General features: G+C 43.3%; 10 protein-coding genes. 4 read left to right on the forward strand and 6 right to left on the reverse strand.

What is annotated here, in order from left to right:
• Positions 1–517: 517 nt before the first annotated feature.
• Positions 518–2,239: an ATP-binding protein gene (locus IJ00_RS14730; RefSeq protein ID WP_035154187.1), complete on the forward strand. Its 1,722-nt coding sequence runs from the start codon at positions 518–520 to the stop codon at positions 2,237–2,239.
• Between the two features lie 288 nt (positions 2,240–2,527).
• Entirely contained in the window at positions 2,528–4,141 is a 1,614-nt protein-coding gene (locus IJ00_RS14735; RefSeq protein WP_035154188.1) for a cellulase family glycosylhydrolase, read from the forward strand.
• A gap of 164 nt (positions 4,142–4,305) precedes the next feature.
• On the opposite strand, the gene IJ00_RS29700 is transcribed toward IJ00_RS14735, so the two are convergent.
• From IJ00_RS29700 to rpsT, 5 genes are all read right to left on the reverse strand, one after another.
• The gene (locus IJ00_RS29700) at positions 4,306–8,370 is read right to left on the reverse strand and encodes a DNA-directed RNA polymerase subunit beta'' (RefSeq protein ID WP_035154189.1); all 4,065 of its coding nucleotides are present in this window, start codon (positions 8,368–8,370) and stop codon (positions 4,306–4,308) included.
• Positions 8,371–8,467: 97 nt separating this feature from the next.
• On the reverse strand, positions 8,468–10,345 hold the full coding sequence (locus tag IJ00_RS29940) for a DNA-directed RNA polymerase subunit gamma (RefSeq protein WP_035154191.1): 1,878 nt from the start codon (positions 10,343–10,345) through the stop codon (positions 8,468–8,470).
• Between the two features lie 124 nt (positions 10,346–10,469).
• Complete coding sequence (rpoB, locus tag IJ00_RS14750; protein ID WP_082127332.1) at positions 10,470–13,787, reverse strand: DNA-directed RNA polymerase subunit beta; 3,318 nt, start codon at positions 13,785–13,787, stop codon at positions 10,470–10,472.
• Positions 13,788–14,449: 662 nt separating this feature from the next.
• On the reverse strand, positions 14,450–15,241 hold the full coding sequence (locus IJ00_RS14760) for a TatD family hydrolase (RefSeq protein WP_035154197.1): 792 nt from the start codon (positions 15,239–15,241) through the stop codon (positions 14,450–14,452).
• Positions 15,242–15,321: 80 nt separating this feature from the next.
• Complete coding sequence (rpsT, locus tag IJ00_RS14765) at positions 15,322–15,621, reverse strand: 30S ribosomal protein S20 (protein ID WP_035154199.1); 300 nt, start codon at positions 15,619–15,621, stop codon at positions 15,322–15,324.
• 336 nt (positions 15,622–15,957) lie between these two features.
• Here rpsT and IJ00_RS28400 point away from each other — a divergent pair, with 336 nt between their 5' ends.
• Both IJ00_RS28400 and IJ00_RS14770 read left to right on the forward strand, forming a co-directional pair.
• A complete protein-coding gene (locus tag IJ00_RS28400; RefSeq protein ID WP_144416040.1) occupies positions 15,958–16,146 on the forward strand; it encodes a hypothetical protein in 189 nt (62 codons plus the stop codon).
• Positions 16,147–17,044: 898 nt separating this feature from the next.
• Positions 17,045–17,833, forward strand: coding sequence for a hypothetical protein (locus tag IJ00_RS14770; RefSeq protein ID WP_035154201.1), 789 nt, complete (start codon positions 17,045–17,047; stop codon positions 17,831–17,833).
• 105 nt (positions 17,834–17,938) lie between these two features.
• On the opposite strand, the gene IJ00_RS14775 is transcribed toward IJ00_RS14770, so the two are convergent.
• Positions 17,939–18,400, reverse strand: a complete 462-nt coding sequence (locus IJ00_RS14775; RefSeq protein WP_035159086.1) for a GNAT family N-acetyltransferase — start codon at positions 18,398–18,400, stop codon at positions 17,939–17,941.
• Between the last annotated feature and the right edge of the window lie 24 nt (positions 18,401–18,424).

Below are 18,424 nucleotides of genomic sequence, written 5' to 3' on the forward strand. Positions count from 1 at the left end.
TCCCAGGAAATATTAAAAATCTTTACAGATAGCTTTTTCTACTTATTCTCTATGTAAGAATTTTAAATGCAAGAATTTTAAGAAATTATTAAATACATCAATAATTGACATTCGTCAGCCATCTAGCAATGAATCTCTATGCAACTCCCTAGAGCGTCAGATTTGCTGTTCTATTCCCGTCGCAAATTTGACGGAAACACCTTGGCAAATTCTAATATAGCGTTTCTCATTCTAGTGAGGTATAGAAGAACCCCTCCCCAGCCCTCCCCGAAATCGGGGAGGGTGCCCGATAGGGCGGGTGGGGTTGTATTTCATCTGATTGGGAAACACTATATATGGTATTCTCCTAATTCTGAATCAATAACCTAACAACATGGATTAAGGGAGAATCATTTCGATAGGTATCTTATCTCCAGTTACTATCTAGTTTTCGGGTGTCTTAAAGACTATTTCCCCATCTACATATTTGAATAATGCCAGCCAAGTACAACCAGCAATATCAAACAGGGTATCTCCTATGGAGATGAATTCATCAGAATTAATCGCAGATTTATCACAGTCTTGTTGGCAAGATGCAGAGGTTAGGATTGATGCACAACCATTCCATCCCCAGATGGATGATATTTATGGTGATGGGGAAGCATCTCTCTTCTTTGTGGTTGATGTTTTCGGAGATAGAGAATTTCGTTATCTAGGAATTGATACGAATCATGCCAGTTGGCGGAGTTTGAATACAGAAGAGGTACAGAATAAAACTCCAGAGGATATTTTTGCACCTATTGATGCTGCCCAGGTGAGACAACATTATTTAGATTGTGTCAGTCATGGACAAACTATTGTCTATGAAGAATGTTTGCGGTTGCAAGGAATGCTGACATGGTGGCAAACAACACTGACACCTTTACAGGATGAAAACTCACGTATTTATCGTTTGATTGGTAGTAGTGTTGATATTACCCAGAGTAAGCAAACTTCTAAAGCACAATTACAGCAACAAATTTACTTGTGGCAGAGAAGCCATAAATATACAGAACATCTCAGTAATATTATTGAAGTTCTTCGCGATAATTTAGATGTAAATCAGGCTTTATCTATAGTTCTGCAACAGCTAGCTCAGTTATTCACAGGAGAAAGGTGTTACATCGAACTATACGACAGGGCTATGAGTCAAGTGGCGATCGCCTACGAATATAGCAAGATTTCTTCCCCCAACCCAGAAACCCCGAAAACCATTGGTGACTTTGCAGATATTTATCAACCACTGTTACAAAAAAAACCTTTACAACTCAGGGAGGTGTTACGTAATTGGCATCCCCAAGTTTTAATCGTCAATCAACTAGCTTGTCCCATTTTCGATGCTCAGGGAATGATTGGTAATCTTTGGTTGGTGAGAAATACCCAAAAAGAGTGGGATATTACCGAAATTAATTTAGTGCAACAAGTCGCAAACCAATGCGCGATCGCTCTCCGCAAATCTGAATTTATGGCGATCGTCAAACATCAATCCCAGGAATTAGGAACCCTAGAGCATCTCAAAAACGAATTTCTCCGCACCCTTTCCCATGAATTACGTACTCCCATCACCAGCATTAGTTTAGCAGTACAAACTTTAGAAACTGTTCTCAGACACCAAGGGGTTTTAGAGCAAGATATTGTCCCCCAACTGTTACAAATTTTACATACCGAATGTCATCGAGAAAGTAAGCTCATCAATGATTTGCTGACTCTCACCTATTTAGAAGCGGAGGTAGAAGCAGTAACATTAATAACCATTGATATTCACACTTGGCTACCACCCATCGTTGAATCCTTCCGTCAAGTGGCAGACTGTCAGCAACTGAAATTAAAATTAGATATCTCCCCAGGAATACCACCCCTAGAGACGGATATTACAGATTTAGAACGTATTTTGACAGAATTACTCCACAACGCTTGCAAGTACACCCCATCTGGCGGGTGTATTTCTGTTTCAGCTAGTGCAACTCTGGAGACTGTGAAAATCTCGGTGACTAATTCTGGTGTGGAAATACCAACCGTCGAACAGTTACGAATTTTCGAGCCTTTCTATCGTATCCCCCAGCGTGACCCTTGGAAATATAGTGGTACTGGTTTAGGTTTAGCTTTGGTGAAAAAACTAGTTAAACATCTTGGGGCAAAAATTGACGTTGATAGCCAAGCAGATTCTACCGCCTTCACCCTGGGATTACCAACACAACTACACAATATCATGACGAGATAATTGGCTTATGACAAGATGAGTGGCTTATGACAAGATGAGTGGCGATCGCCTGATTGCCTTCACACTTAGTCAAATTAGAGAATGGGCAACTTTTCTCCAGATTTGACTGTCAAATTTCTGAGAGGAGATAACGGCAAATTATCACTGAATCCCATACTTAAATCCTTGATGAGGCGAAATTTACCCAACTAAATAGTATTCATCAAAATTTAATTAAAACCAGTCTATTCTATCCGTAATTTAAAAAAAATTAAGTAATAATACATTTAATTACCTCGGCATATTCCCATGTATTCCCTATTAAATGTAATCATCAAAAAAAGAGGATTTTATAAAATTCTCTTCATATTTTCTATCATTACAGTTATTTTCCTTGATGGCATATTTGGACTTGCTTATAGTCAAGTAACTCCAGCAAAAACGCCTCTACCAATCACCTTACCCCTTTCTACCCGTAAAGCCAAAATTATTGATGCCCAAGGAAAAACTATATTGCTTAGGGGAGTTAACTGGTTTGGAATGGAAACAGCATCCCATGTACCCCATGGCTTATGGGCAAGGGATTACAAAGAAATGTTGGCACAAATTAAAAGTTTAGGGTACAACTTCATCCGTTTACCTTATTCCGTTGCCGGATTACGTTCTTCCAATATATCAAGTGTTGATTTTCGCATTGGTAGCAACAAAGAACTTGAGGGCAAAACTCCATTAGAAGTCATGGATGCCGTAATTCAAGCAGCAGCAGAGCAAGGATTACTCATACTTTTAGATAGCCATCGTCTCAACGATGAACGTATCCCCGAATTATGGTACGGTGATGGTTTCACCGAAACAGATTGGATTGATACCTGGAAAATGCTCGCAGAAAGGTACAAAAATCAAGCAAATGTCATTGGTGCAGACTTAAAAAATGAACCCCATGGTAAAGCTAGCTGGGGTACAGGAAACCGACTCACGGATTGGCGACTAGCTGCGGAAAAAGCAGGAAATGCAATTTTGGCAATTAATCCCCATTGGTTAATCGTTGTTGAAGGAGTCGAAAAAAATGTTCCCCAACAAAAACAGCAGAATTATTGGCATGGAGGCAATTTAGAAGGAGTAAAAAGATTTCCTGTCAGATTATCCCGTCGCCATAAATTAGTTTATTCCCCCCATGAATACGGTGCCGGAGTCTATCCCATGCCCTATTTTAGTGATAAACAATTTCCCAAAAATTTAACCCAACGCTGGCAAATAGGCTTTAATTACATCGCCAGTCAAAATATTGCTCCCATCCTAGTAGGTGAATTTGGTGGTAGGCAAATAGATAATAATTCTCCAGAAGGGATTTGGCAAAATAAATTCATCAAATTTATCCGTCAGCAACACCTCAGCTTTGCCTACTGGAGTTGGAACCCTAACAGCCAAGATACTGGAGGAATTCTATTAGAAAATTGGCAAGCAATCGATGAGCCAAAACAACAGTTAATTTCCCAACTATTACCAGTTAAATTTACTGCATCACCTGCTCCATCCCCATCTCCAATTCCCAGAGAGGCATCTAAACCAGAAAATAATCTTTCTCCTCGCCTACCTACACCTACAAGCAATTCCCTAAAATCCCTACAAGTAGCTACAAATATTTATTCTGATTGGCAAACTGGATTTTGTGTGAATTTCCAAGTCAAAAATGCTAGCAATAAATCTATCAAAAAATGGCAAATTTTGTTTAAGATGAAGCAAGCAGCAATTAATAATTCTTGGAATGGTAATTTTCTGCAACAGAAGACAAATCAATATCTTGTCACACCTCAATCATGGGCAGAAGTAATTGACTCTCAACAACAACGAGAAATGGGTTTCTGTGCAAATAAGTTGGGTTCAGACTATAAACCAACCCAGGTAGAAATAACTGGCAGCTAATTTATTGATACAAATGACTATTTTATTAAGGAGGTAGATAAAATACTCGGAATCTTTGCAATGATGTTGATATCTAGTTCATCTGAACCATAAAAAAACCCGATTCCTTCAAGAAACCGGGTTGATAATTATCAATGCAGAGGCAAATTTACCTCCCTCAATCCTTAATCATCATCAAAATCATCTTCATCATCGTCACCATCATCACCATCGTCATCATCGTAGTCTTCTTCATCAATGAGATCGCTGACTTCACCAGCAATTAAATCCTCATCATCATCTAAGATAGAACCACTACGTTTGACGCTACCGCCATAATTACCCTCGACAATGGGTGCAACCTCTAAATTGTAGTTGCGAGCTGTGCGGTCATCCAGTACCATGTCCAAGGGGTCATCAACCTCATCTAGGACATTACTATTCATCACATCGGTATAGTCATCGACGATACCAGGCTCATCGTAAGTATTGTAGCCCGTACCCGCAGGAATCAAGCGTCCAATAATTACGTTTTCCTTCAAACCACGTAGCCAGTCTGACTTCCCTTCAATAGCTGCTTCTGTTAAGACACGGGTGGTTTCTTGGAAAGATGCCGCAGAGATAAAGCTATCGGTATTTAAAGATGCTTTGGTAATACCGAGAAGTACGGGGGTATATTGTGCCCGTGCCCCACCAGTAATTGCCATCGCTTCATTCACCTGTTCAATTTGTCGTAGCTCTACCAACTCACCAGGAAGCATAGTGGTATCACCACCATCATCTACCCGGACTTTGTTAGTCATTTGGCGGACGATAACTTCAATATGTTTGTCGGCGATATCAATCCCTTGGGACTGGTAAACAGATTGGACTTCGTTAACTAGGAAGGTTTGGACTTTTTGTAATGCGTGGCTAGCACAGGCATAGATACCATCCTCAGAACCCAAGTTAAAGAATGTTTCCAGGATTTCATGGGGATTAGATGGACCATCAGTCAGGGTATCACCTGCATCGATGTGGGCACCATCCGGGAATATCAGGTTTTGTCCAGGTCCGAGGGTATAGTCTGTGACTACGCCGTTAGATTCGATGATTTTGGCAGCGATCGCCTCATCGCCATCACCATAAACAACCTTCAACTCTCCGCTACGTTTTGCTAAAAGACAAGCTTCCTTGGGCTTCCGTGCTTCCAGAAGTTCTTCAATTCTCGGCAAACCTTGGATGATGTCTCCAGTTTTGGCGCGTTCAAACACCAGCAGTACCAGGTTATCACCCCGTTGTACTAAGTCTCCATCTTCTACCTGTAAAACTGCCCCTGGGCTGACGCGATAGGGACGACCAAGACGCACGGTGACACTGTAGTTTTGAGTTGCCAGTGCCCCTTCTTCGGTAGTGGATGCAGTCCCTGGACTCTTGACTTCCACAACTTGCCCTGATTCCTCAGCAAACACACCAGGGAGAATTTCCGTACCCGCAACAATTAACTCACCAACTTTCACCCGAGGTTGGGCATTGGCTTGTTTTCTGACTAAATCCTGTTGACGTAGTACTAGGCAACGTCGGACATTCTCACTTCCTTTTTGTACCCCTCGCACAATTCCCCCTTCCTTACAGAGGATTTGTGTACGAGCAACCACTGCTCCCGGAGCGATGGTATCACCATCTTGAACTTCCAAGTTAGTTTGGGTACTGCCTTGGGTGGCATCTGCGGTGATATCTCGACGTAAAATCAAGGACTCCAGAATTACCAACTGTAAACGTTGAACTTCGGAATTCTCGGTATCTGGAACCAATTCAATATCAGCCGCTAGGGGAGAAGTGTTGTGGTCTTGTTCCCCTTCCTGTTCAATTTCTAATACTAACTGTGTCCGTAAAAGTTCTACCCCTTCCACTGATTTCACACGTTCGGAATCTTTGTAGGGTAGTCTTTGTACTGCCCGCATTTGAATCGAACGTCCTGTTTGCTGACTTACAGAAGTAGTAGAAGGCACATCAGGACTAGTGGGTACGGCAAATTCAACCACAGGACGACTGATCAGCGCTGGACCTTCGGGAGTTTCCACATATTGGATATACCGCAATTCGGTGACTGTCTGCCCTAATAATTCTTCCCCTGCTTGCACAAAGGTATTATCTTTGCTCATCACAGCTTCGGGGTCATCCACCATGAGCAATTCACCGGGCTTAATCACTACTTCCCGCAGAATATCGTTTTTCTGAGTGACTTCTACTACGCCACTGTTCTGACAGAAAATGTCTTTGACGACTTCATCCCCAGCATTGACGTATTGACCATCCTCTACCAACAACAGGGAGATATCTTTGTTGACTTCGTGACTTTCTTCGGGAATCCAAAGTAAGGTTCCGCCCTGCACGACTTCATAGCCCTGTTTTGCTTTACCCTTCTTCTGAACTTCCACACCTGCAAACTTCAGCATCCCCCCTGTAGTGGTGCGGTAGCGGTCATCAATTAATTCAGCAACTACTTGACCATTTTGCACTTTCGTGCCTGGAGTTGCTCGAAGGTTGAAGACTTGGTTATTGCCAGTGGTGACGAGGTAGTTGTTGCGACCTTGGGTGCTCTGGGCGGTGACAGTAGCTTGGTCAAGAACAACGGAGGCAGTGATAATTTCAATTTCTCTGGTGGATTTGCCAGGGGTAGCTTCTGGTAGGCGCACAACACCACCATGTAATGTAGTGAGCTTGGTTTCTGCTAGGACTCCATTACTACTGATGCGATCGCCATTCTTGACGACTAATTCTGCACCAGGGGGCAAGTTATAAACTTCTCCTCCCAAAATCCAAATCAAACCACCTCTAGCAGCTGTGGTTGTGGTGTTACCTTGGCGATCGGTTTTTTGTTCTGCCACCACATCAGCGAATTTAACTTCCCCTGCGAGGTCAGAAGCTACATCCTTCACAGCTTTTTCTGTGTTGACGCGGGTAGTTCGTCCACCGAGGGCAACCTCAGCGATTAACTGACCCTGTTTCACCTTTTGACTGTCGGTAATGTATAAAGTTGAACCTTGGGTAACGGAAATATCCTCAGCTTTTTTCCCCGCTTCTGTGGGTTCAATGGTGATATGACCATTCATTTCGATGTAGAGAGCATCTTCCCCATGACGGGTTCGGAAGGGTCTTGTGCGTAGACGTTTGGGGAATTTCACTACACAGTCCATTTCGGCTCGCACCTGTTTTGCGACTTCCCCGGTGAATACACCTCCTGTGTGGAAAGTCCGCATGGTGAGTTGGGTACCTGGTTCCCCAATACTTTGAGCGGCAATAATTCCCACCGCTTCGCCCAAGTCTACCATCTTGGCATGGGCTAGACTCCAGCCATAACAATGTTGGCAGACACTGCGAGCTGCTTCACAGGTGAGCGGCGATCGCACAACAACTTCCTCAACTCCTGCCTTTTCAATGGCGATCGCCAAGTCATCGCAAACAGGAGTATTTCTGGCAGCAATTAATTCCCCTGTTTCTGGATGTACAACATCGACGTTGATAACTCTCCCCACCAAACGGGTTGACAACTTAATTAAAATCTTACTTCCTTCAGTCATCGCCCGTAGGGGAATACCGCGAGTTGTTCCGCAGTCAAATTCCCGAATAATCACATCCTGGGAAACGTCCACCAAACGTCGGGTTAAGTAACCAGAGTCTGCCGTCCGTAGCGCCGTATCTACCAGACCTTTCCGCGCTCCATAGGATGAAATAATATACTCAGTAACCGTTAAGCCTTCTCGAAAGTTGGTTTTAATCGGTAAGTCAATGATTTCCCCTTGGGGGTCAGCCATCAATCCCCGCATTCCTACTAACTGCCGCACCTGGGAAATGTTTCCCCGCGCTCCAGAGAATGCCATCATGTACACGGAATTCAGGGGATTTGTCTTCTTGAAGTGAGTCACCACCTCATCTTTGAGCGCTTCCGAGGTTCCATTCCAAGTATCAATTACCTTTTGGAAGCGTTCTACCTCAGTAATTTCACCACGTTGATAACGCTCTTGGGTGGCTTGAATCTCCGCTTCTGCGGCATCTAAAAGATTGCGCTTGGAGGGAGGAACCATCAAATCATCCACACTGATGGATACACCAGCTCTAGTCGCATAGCGGAAACCTAAATCCTTCAGCTTATCCGCCATTACCGCAGTCCGCGCCGTTCCATAATTTGTAAACGACCAGGAAATTAAATTTCTCAGTTGACCTTTGTCAACGACGCGATTGCGAAAAATATGCTTTTCGTTAGTCATTTTGTCATTAGTCCCTTAGTCATGAGGAATTGGTAATTGGTTACAGGTAATTGGTCACAGAGATTTTAGTTATTGCCCGTGACCCATTAACCATTACCTAACTTGCTAGTGCTTCCTGAATCGCTTTGTTGTAAATTACGCGACCTGGTGTAGTGCGAATATACTGAGAAAGAAGATTTCCTTGACTGTCTTCCCTAACGCGACGGTATTTGTACAGCTTGGTGACGGTACCATCTTCGTTTTTGGTTTCTTCCACAACTTGGGTGTCTGGTTCTGGAGATTCAACTTCTCCATCGAATCGCACGTAAATATAGGCGTGCAAATCAACATTTTGTTGCTCGAACGCCATAATCACATCGTCTAGAGAAGCGAAGTACCGACCTGCGCCTTTTGTTGCCCCAGGATTTTCGGCTGTCAGGTAATATGCTCCTAACACCATATCTTGGCTGGGTGTGACAATTGGTCTACCTGTCGCTGGGGAGAGAATATTATTGGATGCCAGCATTAACAAACGGGCTTCTGCCTGGGATTCCAAGGATAGGGGTACGTGTACCGCCATTTGGTCTCCGTCAAAGTCAGCGTTAAATGCTGGACAAACTAGGGGATGTAATTGAATGGCTCGCCCTTCCACCAAAATAGGCTCAAACGCTTGTATCCCTAAACGGTGCAGGGTGGGTGCCCGGTTGAGTAACACGGGGTGTCCTTCAATCACTTCTTCCAAAACATCCCAAACACTGGGGTCAGAACGGGAAATTAATTTTTTCGCAGCCTTGATATTATTCACCATGCCACTGCGAATCAAGCGATTAATCACAAATGGTTGGAATAATTCAATTGCCATTTCCCTAGGCAAACCACACTGGTGGATATGCAATTTTGGACCGACAACAATTACCGATCGCCCTGAGTAGTCTACCCGTTTACCCAGGAGGTTTTGCCGGAACCGCCCCTGTTTCCCTTCAATAATGTCAGACAGGGATTTTAAAGGACGATTATTTGCTCCAACTACAGTTCGTCCTCGACGACCATTATCAATCAAAGCATCCACTGCTTCTTGCAACATCCGCTTCTCGTTGCGGACAATAATCTCTGGCGCCAGAATTTCCTGTAAGCGAGCTAGACGATTATTCCGGTTAATTACCCGGCGATACAAGTCATTCAAATCACTGGTAGCAAAACGTCCCCCATCTAATTGCACCATGGGACGTAAATCTGGAGGAATTACAGGAATGACTGTCATCACCATCCATTCTGGTTTGGAACCTGTGGCAATGAAGTTATCAATTACCCGCAACCGCTTAATTAACTTCGCCCGTTTTTGACCTTTGGCGTTGCCAATTTCTTCCCGCAGAGTTTCTGCTTCTTGCTCCAGTTGAATATCAGCCAGCAGACGCAATAACGCTTCTGCACCAATACCAACTTCCACTCCAATCAATTGGGAGTCTTCGCTATAAATTTGGTCTTCAATTTCTAACCACTGGTCTTCGCTCAGTAATTGCTTGTAACTTAAAGTCTCTGCATTCCCAGGACTGAGAACCACATAGGAGTTGAAGTAAACTATTTGTTCTACATCCCGCAAGGGCATATCTAGGAGAATCGCAATATAGCTGGGAATCCCTTTGAGATACCAAACGTGGGCGACTGGTGCTGCCAGTTTGATGTAACCCATACGGTGACGACGTACCCGTGACTCTGTCACTTCTACGCCACAACGCTCACAGACAATTCCACGATGGCGTACTCTCTTATACTTACCACAGTGACATTCCCAGTCCTTTGCAGGACCGAAAATCCGCTCACAGAACAAGCCATCCATCTCTGGCTTTAATGTCCGGTAGTTAATTGTCTCTGGCTTGGTAACTTCACCGACTACCTGACCATTAGGTAAAGTCCGCTCTCCCCACTGACGAATTCTTTCTGGGGAAGCCAAACCAATTTTTACATAGTCAAACTGATTATTTTGGGCAGTTCTCATATCGATTTTCAGTTTTAGATATTTGATTTGGTCATAGCAACTGGGATGTCCAGGAAGAAGGGGGAAGGGAAAAGAGGCTAGGATTTTTCCTATTAACTCTTAACCCATCACCCATTACCTCCTCCTATTCCTCTTCATCTAGGGAATCACGAGAAAGAGATTCGTAGGTAGGACGTGGTGGAGTACGACGATTTCCTTGGTCAGCCATGAGGTCTACTTCTACATCCAAGGAGCTACCATCTGCTTGGGTTTCCACCTTATGCACAGCGATATCTAAGCCTAAGGACTGCAACTCTCGCATCAATACCTTGAAGGATTCTGGTGTTCCAGGTCGGGGAATGGACTTTCCTTTGACGATCGCGTTTAACGCTTCATTTCTTCCTTGCATATCGTCGGATTTGACTGTCAGCAATTCTTGCAAGGTATAAGCTGCTCCAAAGGCTTCCAGTGCCCATACTTCCATTTCTCCAAATCTCTGACCACCCTGTTGAGCTTTACCACCCAGGGGTTGTTGGGTAACGAGGGAGTAAGGACCAGTGGAACGAGCGTGAATCTTATCATCTACTAGGTGAACTAGTTTCAGCATATACGCCACACCCACTGTGACTGGACGGTCAAAGGGTTCACCTGTGCGCCCGTCATAGACCATAATCTTGCCCGGATCGTCGGGGTTATAGACCCAATCTCGTCCTGTTTCGTCCCTGGTTTCCTGTAACTTGCCATGAACAATTCTCCGGGAAGATTCCTCACCATACATTTCATCAAAGGGAGTAATCTTGAACCGCAGACCCATGTTGTGACCTGCCCAACCCAAGAGACATTCAAATACCTGCCCCACGTTCATCCGTGAGGGTACACCCAGGGGATTCAAGACGATATCTACCTGACTACCATCTGGTAAATAGGGCATATCCTCTAAGGGCAATATCTTAGAAATAATCCCTTTATTCCCGTGACGACCTGCCATTTTGTCGCCTACCTGGATTTTCCGTTTTTGGGCAACATATACCCGTACCACCATATTGGCTCCCGGTGGTAGTTCATCTCCCTGCTCACGGGTAAATAGTCGGACATCAACTACCCGCCCTTTTTCACCGTTGGGAACTCGTAAGGAGTTATCTCTAACATCTCTGGCTTTTTCACCGAAGATGGCACGTAGGAGTTTTTCTTCGGGTGGTTGGTCTGATTCCCCTTTGGGAGTCACTTTCCCAACTAAGATATCTCCAGCTTCTACCCAAGCGCCAATGCGGATAATTCCCTGTTCATCAAGGTTGCGTAGAGCATCTTCCCCAACGTTGGGAATTTCGCGGGTGATTTCTTCGGGACCGAGTTTTGTTTGCCGCGCCTCAATTTCGTATTTTTCAATGTGAATTGAGGTATAAATATCATCTTGTACTAAGCGCTCGGAAATTAAAATCGCGTCTTCGTAGTTGTAACCTTCCCAAGGCATATAAGCGACGATGATATTTTGTCCTAGGGCTAATTCCCCACCTTCGGTGGAAGAACCATCTGCTAAGACTTGCCCTGCCACTACCCTTTCACCCATACGCACCAAGGGCTTTTGATTCAAGCAAGTATCTTGGTTGGAACGTTGATACTTGGAGATGGTGTAACGAATTTCTTGGGGTGGGTTTTTGGCATTGGGGTCTGTCACCCTAGGACGTACACGAATTTCTGTGGCATCAACATAGGTGACATCACCATCGGTACGACTGACAATTACCATCCCAGAGTCTCTGGCTGCCTGGGCTTCTAACCCAGTACCGACTAGGGGGCGTTCTGGTTTGAGGAGGGGAACTGCCTGCCGTTGCATGTTGGAACCCATCAAAGCTCGGTTCGCGTCATCATGTTCCAGGAAAGGAATCATGCTCGTAGCTACGGAGACAATTTGCACTGGCGACACAGCGATATAATCGACTTGGTCGGGGGTGGTTGTCGAGAACTCCTGGCGATAGCGCACTGGAACCTGACCAATTAAATAGCCATTTTCATCGATTGCGGCATCCCCTGCTGCTACCCGGAGGTCATCTTCTTCGTCCGCAGTCATGTAACTTACGGGTAAATCAAAACGCACCTTGCCATTTTCCACAGGACGGAAGGGCGTTTCTAGGAAGCCATAGAGGTTAACTTTGGCATGGGTAGCTAGGGAACCAATTAAGCCTGCGTTTGGTCCTTCTGGAGTTTCGATGGGACAAATTCGTCCGTAATGGCTGGGGTGAATATCCCGAACCGCAAATCCTGCCCGTTCTCTGGTGAGACCCCCTGGACCAAGGGCTGAAAGTCGCCGCTTGTGTGTTAATTCTGCTAAGGGATTGGTCTGATCCATGAACTGGGACAATTGGCTGGAACCAAAGAATTCTTTAATGGCAGCCACTAGGGGTTTGGGGTTGACGAGGGATGCGGGGGTAAGTACCTCAGCATCGGATACTGTCATTCTTTCCCGAATAATTCTTTCTAACCGGTTTAGACCGACTCTGACCTGGTTTTGGAGTAATTCACCGACACTTCTGACTCGGCGATTTCCTAGGTGGTCAATGTCATCGGTGTTACCGATATCGAATTCTAGGTTGATCAGGTAGTCTACGGCGGCGAGGATGTCTGTGGAGGTGAGAACCCTGACTGTTTCTGGAACGGAAAGGCGAAGTTTTTTGTTGAGTTTGTATCTGCCAACACGTCCTAAGTCGTAACGTTTGGGGTCAAAGAAACGAGAATCCAAGAGTTGCTGCCCACCTAATACGGTGGGAGGTTCACCAGGACGTAATTTTCTATACAATTCCATGAGGGCTTCTTCTTCTGAGAATTGCCCTTCTTTTTCAATGGTTTTTTGGAAGTATTCGGGATGACGTAGGGCATCAAAAATTTCGTTATCTGACAACCCTAGGGCTTTCAGCAGTACTTGCGCTGATAATTTGCGGGTTTTGTCGATACGTACCCATACCAAGTCGTTACGGTCTGTTTCAAATTTCAGCCAAGCTCCTCGGTTGGGGATTAAACTGGCAGAATAGGTGCGACGACCGTTTTTGTCGATTTCTGATTTGTAGTAGACACCGGGCGATCGCACAATTTGATTGACAATTACCCGTTCGGCACCGTTAATAATAAAAGTGCCTCGTTCTGTCATCAGGGGCAAATCCCCAATGAAGACTTCCTGTTCCTTAATCTCTCCAGTCTCTTTGTTGATTAGGCGCGTCGGTACATACATCTGGACAGCGTAGGTACTATCTCGCCGTTTTGCCTCTTCTACACTATATTTCGGCTCCTTGAGTTTATAGTTATGACCCAAGAAATGTAGTTCTAGCTTGCCAGTGTAGTCTGTAATTGGACTAAAGGAGTTCAGTTCTTCTATCAACCCTTCTTCTAAAAACCAGCGAAAACTAGAACGCTGAATTTCAATCAAATCGGGCAACAGAAAGGCGGGTTCCATTATAGATTCGTTAGTCATGCCTCTACCTTTGTCAACCTGGTTAAACTTTTAGGTGTGTGGGAACTTCTCCTTTAAGCACCTGCAAAATGCAGATGTGGGCAAATGGAGCAATTAAAGCCTGAAAATATGAGTTTGGCAAGAGGTATTTTTTCTCTTACTCGGCTTTTTGTGATAAAACTTAACTTTTTCCTGGAAAAATTTGCCTTGATGGCTAAGTTGAGATTTTTTTGCTGGCTCACCTTCCCCTCCCAGAGCGTATTACTTAACATCACGGATTTGGCAAATTTGTGATACAGACTGCCTGTGAATTGACTCAGAGCGTTGTTATCCTAATTTCGAGGGAAACGTACCTTGTTTTCCGCTAGATATTTTTGTATCGCTTGATTTTAGCGGTTAGTGATCACAAGGAAAATGCTATTTAGGAATTTTGTATAAATTTAAGGATTGTTGGCTTTGGTCTTAACCTAGATTTACGATTTTTTTGATAGTTAAGCAAGGTTGACTCGGAAAGTCGAGAAAATTTGCTCAGGGTTTGAGTAGTTTATTGATAAATTTTAATTCTGGTTTCCTCAAATCATTATGACCTAACGGCAGTTGATTTGCAGGTAAGAAAGAGTGTCACCTTTTTGTCTTCTGCAAATTTGGGATTACTGATGCTTTGTAGATGCCCATCTGGGATATTAAGGGGAAATATTTAAACCAAATAGCCTACAAGCGTTGTTGGTGGTTTGCATGGCGATCGCCTCTAGGGTTTCTCCTCGCAAACTGGCAATCTTTTCGGCAACGTGAAGGACGTATGCTGGTTCATTCCGTCGCTCACCCCGTTTGGGAACTGGTGCCAGAAAGGGACAATCTGTTTCTATGAGTAGGCGATCGCTATTAACTATGGTTGCTGTCTGTTGAATTTCCTTGGCATTCTTAAATGTGACGGTGCCACTAAAGCTGATATAAAAATCCAAGTCTAAAAACCACTTGGCTGACTCTGGTTCTCCTCCCCAGCAATGCATGACACCACGTAAACGATCTCCTTGGGAATTTTTCCATTTTTGTAGCACTTCCCTCATTGCCGTTGCGGCATTCCGACAGTGGATAATCACTGGAAGATTGAGTTCTGTGGCGATCGCTAACTGGGATTCAAACACCGTATACTGCTGTTGATAGTTATCTGCTTTATAAAAGTCTAGACCCATTTCCCCTAAGGCTACTACCTTGGAGTCGGAACGGGCTAAAGCTAAGATTTCTTCTGCGGTGTTCTCTTGCCATTTATCTGCATCTAAGGGGTGTAAACCCACTGCAAAACTCACCTCTGGAAAACGATGAGCTATTGCCTGAATGCTAGGAAATTCTGATGGCTCAACACAGGAATGGATAAGATGTACCACTCCTGAAGAAAGCCACCGCGATCGCACTGCCTCTAAATCAGGCTGGAAAAGGTCAAAGTTGATATGAACGTGGGTATCTATTAACTGCATAATCTATCTATTTTTTCTTGGTAGCTGTCAATTGTCACTAGTCTTGAGGCTATTGACTCCTGACTCAACACCAAAGACTATTATGCAGCTACTCCTTGGGTTTTCACTTTCAACTTCCGAGCCAGACGAGATTTTTTCCTTGCTCCATTGTTGGGGTGTAAAATGCCTCGTTTCACAGCCCTGTCGATTTTACTGTATGCTTCCGACATCCGTGCCATCAATTCTTGCTGTGCTTCTGAAGAAGGATTAGCTACGTAAGCATCCACTGCCGTCAAGCATTTCTTTGTCAGCGTCTTCACCGCCGACTTGTAAGACTTATTACGCAACCGATTACGTTCCGCGATTTTGGCACGTTTGAGAGCAGACTTTGTATTTGCCACAGTCAGTTCCAGTAAAAACTATAAATTATGTACACACACTACTAGACTTACTAATATAGCACCCTAATTGCCAATGTTGAACGTCCTGGAAAAAAACTCTCCAGAAAATTTCAATCACTGCCGTTGACTCTAGGGCTGACTGGTTTTTCTATAACAATGTCATACTGCCAAGCAGACTTTCTCGGTATATAACCATGCTTTCAAAAGACTACTAACATCAGCATATCTTAAAATCGTAGAATAATCTCCCTATCTGCTGGCGATAGCTTTCAATCTCTATAAGTATAATTACTGCTTGACAAAAGTTACTTAACCCTGATTCGTCGCCAGTACTAAATGAGCTTCTACAAATATACTCAGGACTTACGCAAACACCATTTTCCATTGCGAGGGAAACTTAGCGTAGGTAAGCAATCCCAGAGTTTTTGGCGATCGCGTAGCGTCCTTGGTAGAGTTTATACTCCGCATTGTACTCTGCGAGAAGGCTTGCACCTACGTAATGACGTGAACACCGGATGTCTGTAATGGAATGTCAAACTGATGACAAGCGATCGCCACATTTCACCTTATGAAACTCACAATAACTGAACATACATGGAAATGTTTACGCCGACTTGCTTGTGGATAGAAAACCTTGTAAATTATTTTCTTAACCATCAATAAGAATTTTTAGTAATTATTTTCAATTAGGCAAGCTTGGCAAACCTAAAAATATTTATATTCAGCTTCCTCTGTATTTAAAAGTTTTGAAAGCTGAACTAACTATTTCTGTATAATTACCCGATTTGTCTAGTCAATTCATACAATGAAGTCAAATAGAGTTATGTATTTCATGGTATTCTTATCAAAAAATATGAGGCATGAAAGAATGATAAAACTCTGGCTAAGGTAATTATAGTAATCCCCATGGTCAGTATGAAAAGTTAGCCAAATTGCCTTGACAATACCTATGAGAAGCGAGTTTAAATACGATTAGACTTATCTGGTAAAATTTTGCCGAGACTGTGACAGAGGGGATTTCAGTAATTGCCGTAGCTACTACGTCTACTGGAAATATTCATAAAATTACTCAACAGTCTCTAGATATTTTCTCGGATTTGTGAAGTTTACACAAAATTTAAGAGCTTTTATGGCTTCTTTATTACCTAAGTATGGAAAATATCAAATTTAGCGAGTAAATTGGATACTATCGCAGTCGGTAGATTCAAAATAATCAGTGACTGCAATATCTAAAAGAAACAATGCTCAAAATGTAGTGTTCTTAAATTGAGGTATGAAGTTTATCAAGTTATGAAGAAATTCCTGCTTTGTGTGACTATGCACTAGGTAAATTCATCTTGAAGTTCGCAATACTCAAAACACTAATACGTAATACTGCATCCTGAATGTAGTTGGCTTTCTGACAATTCATTTACCTGTATATATGACTTTATCTGCACTTGTAAAGTTTGTTCTACCACCTGTTTTTGCCTCTGCTACAGTTTTTTCACTGATGACGTTACCCTTGGCAATTGTGGGAGACCAGGAAATAAATGTAAGATTTCAAGAAGAACCTTTCTTTTCTGGAAAGCTGAGGGATGTTGCTACTCCCTATGTAATATTATCTACGGCATTAAGTTTAGGAGCTGGTGTTTGTGCTACTGCTATTTGTGGTTGGCGTAATTCCTCTCGTAAATCTTCACAAGTTCAAGAGCACCTGTCTAGCTTAGAAAAGGAGTTGCAAGAAAAAGAGCAACTTCTCAAAGAACTGATGCTTTCGGAATCAAGACTGCAAATATCTGGATTGAATCACTTTCTAGAAGTTGAAACCTCTTTACCTGCTCATTCTCAACAACAAACAGTATCACATCGGTTAACCCAACCAATTGTGATGCAAACCCCAGTCGCCATATCTCAACCCATCCATGAGCAGAGTTCTAATCACACTGTGAATGCTGCATCTGCTTTTTCTTCGGCTCAAACTTTTCGAGGTTATGCTCAAACTAATATTCAGTCTACAGAGAATTCAACAGCAGTGAATCGCAAAAAACCTGTATCTGTGACGACATTAGAGTTTGAAGAACTACAGCAACAACTTCGGGAAATGATGCGACAAATGCAAGCGATGCAAGAAAATATGCAACTGATGCCCCAAATGGAACAGACAAAAGCTTCAGAGAGCTTTCAAGTCCATTACGAAGTTCCGAAAACTAATGAAGTCAGATTTACATAAATTATTTAGTACTGCAATTTTTCATACTTGAAAAAAATATATTGACTGGGCGAGGAGACGGATTTTTTTGGTGGTTCTCTTTCGCCCTTTTACTTGTGGCGATCGCTACCAAATATCTTCAAACATTTCTGAATCGGCAGCTACCATACCTAATTTTTTATATACCTCTTGTGCTCGGTAATTTTCCTTATACACGTATAGTCGTAAACCACAGGCTCCCTGTTCTTGAGCTTGGGAACGCAAGTGATTGTATAGTGCACGATATACTCCTTGTTGGCGATAATCTGATTCTACATAAACATCCTGTATCCACCAAAACCAAGCATTCCGCCAGTCACTCCATTCGTAGGTAATTAAAGCCGCAGCAACTATCTGGTTTTGAATTTCTACAACCGTGTAAAAGCCCCGACTAGGTTCAGTTAGAACTGCTTTTACTCCTAAACTGAGACGTTCTGTACTGATTTCTCGACCTCGAATTTCTTTCACCAGAGATTGATTGAATCTGACAATGGTTTTCCAATCATCGATACTTGCGAGACGAATATGTAGATTGTGCTCTTTTGTCATAATTACAATATCGGGTTTATCTAT

The organism is Calothrix sp. 336/3, assembly GCF_000734895.2.
Classification (GTDB): domain Bacteria; phylum Cyanobacteriota; class Cyanobacteriia; order Cyanobacteriales; family Nostocaceae; genus 336-3.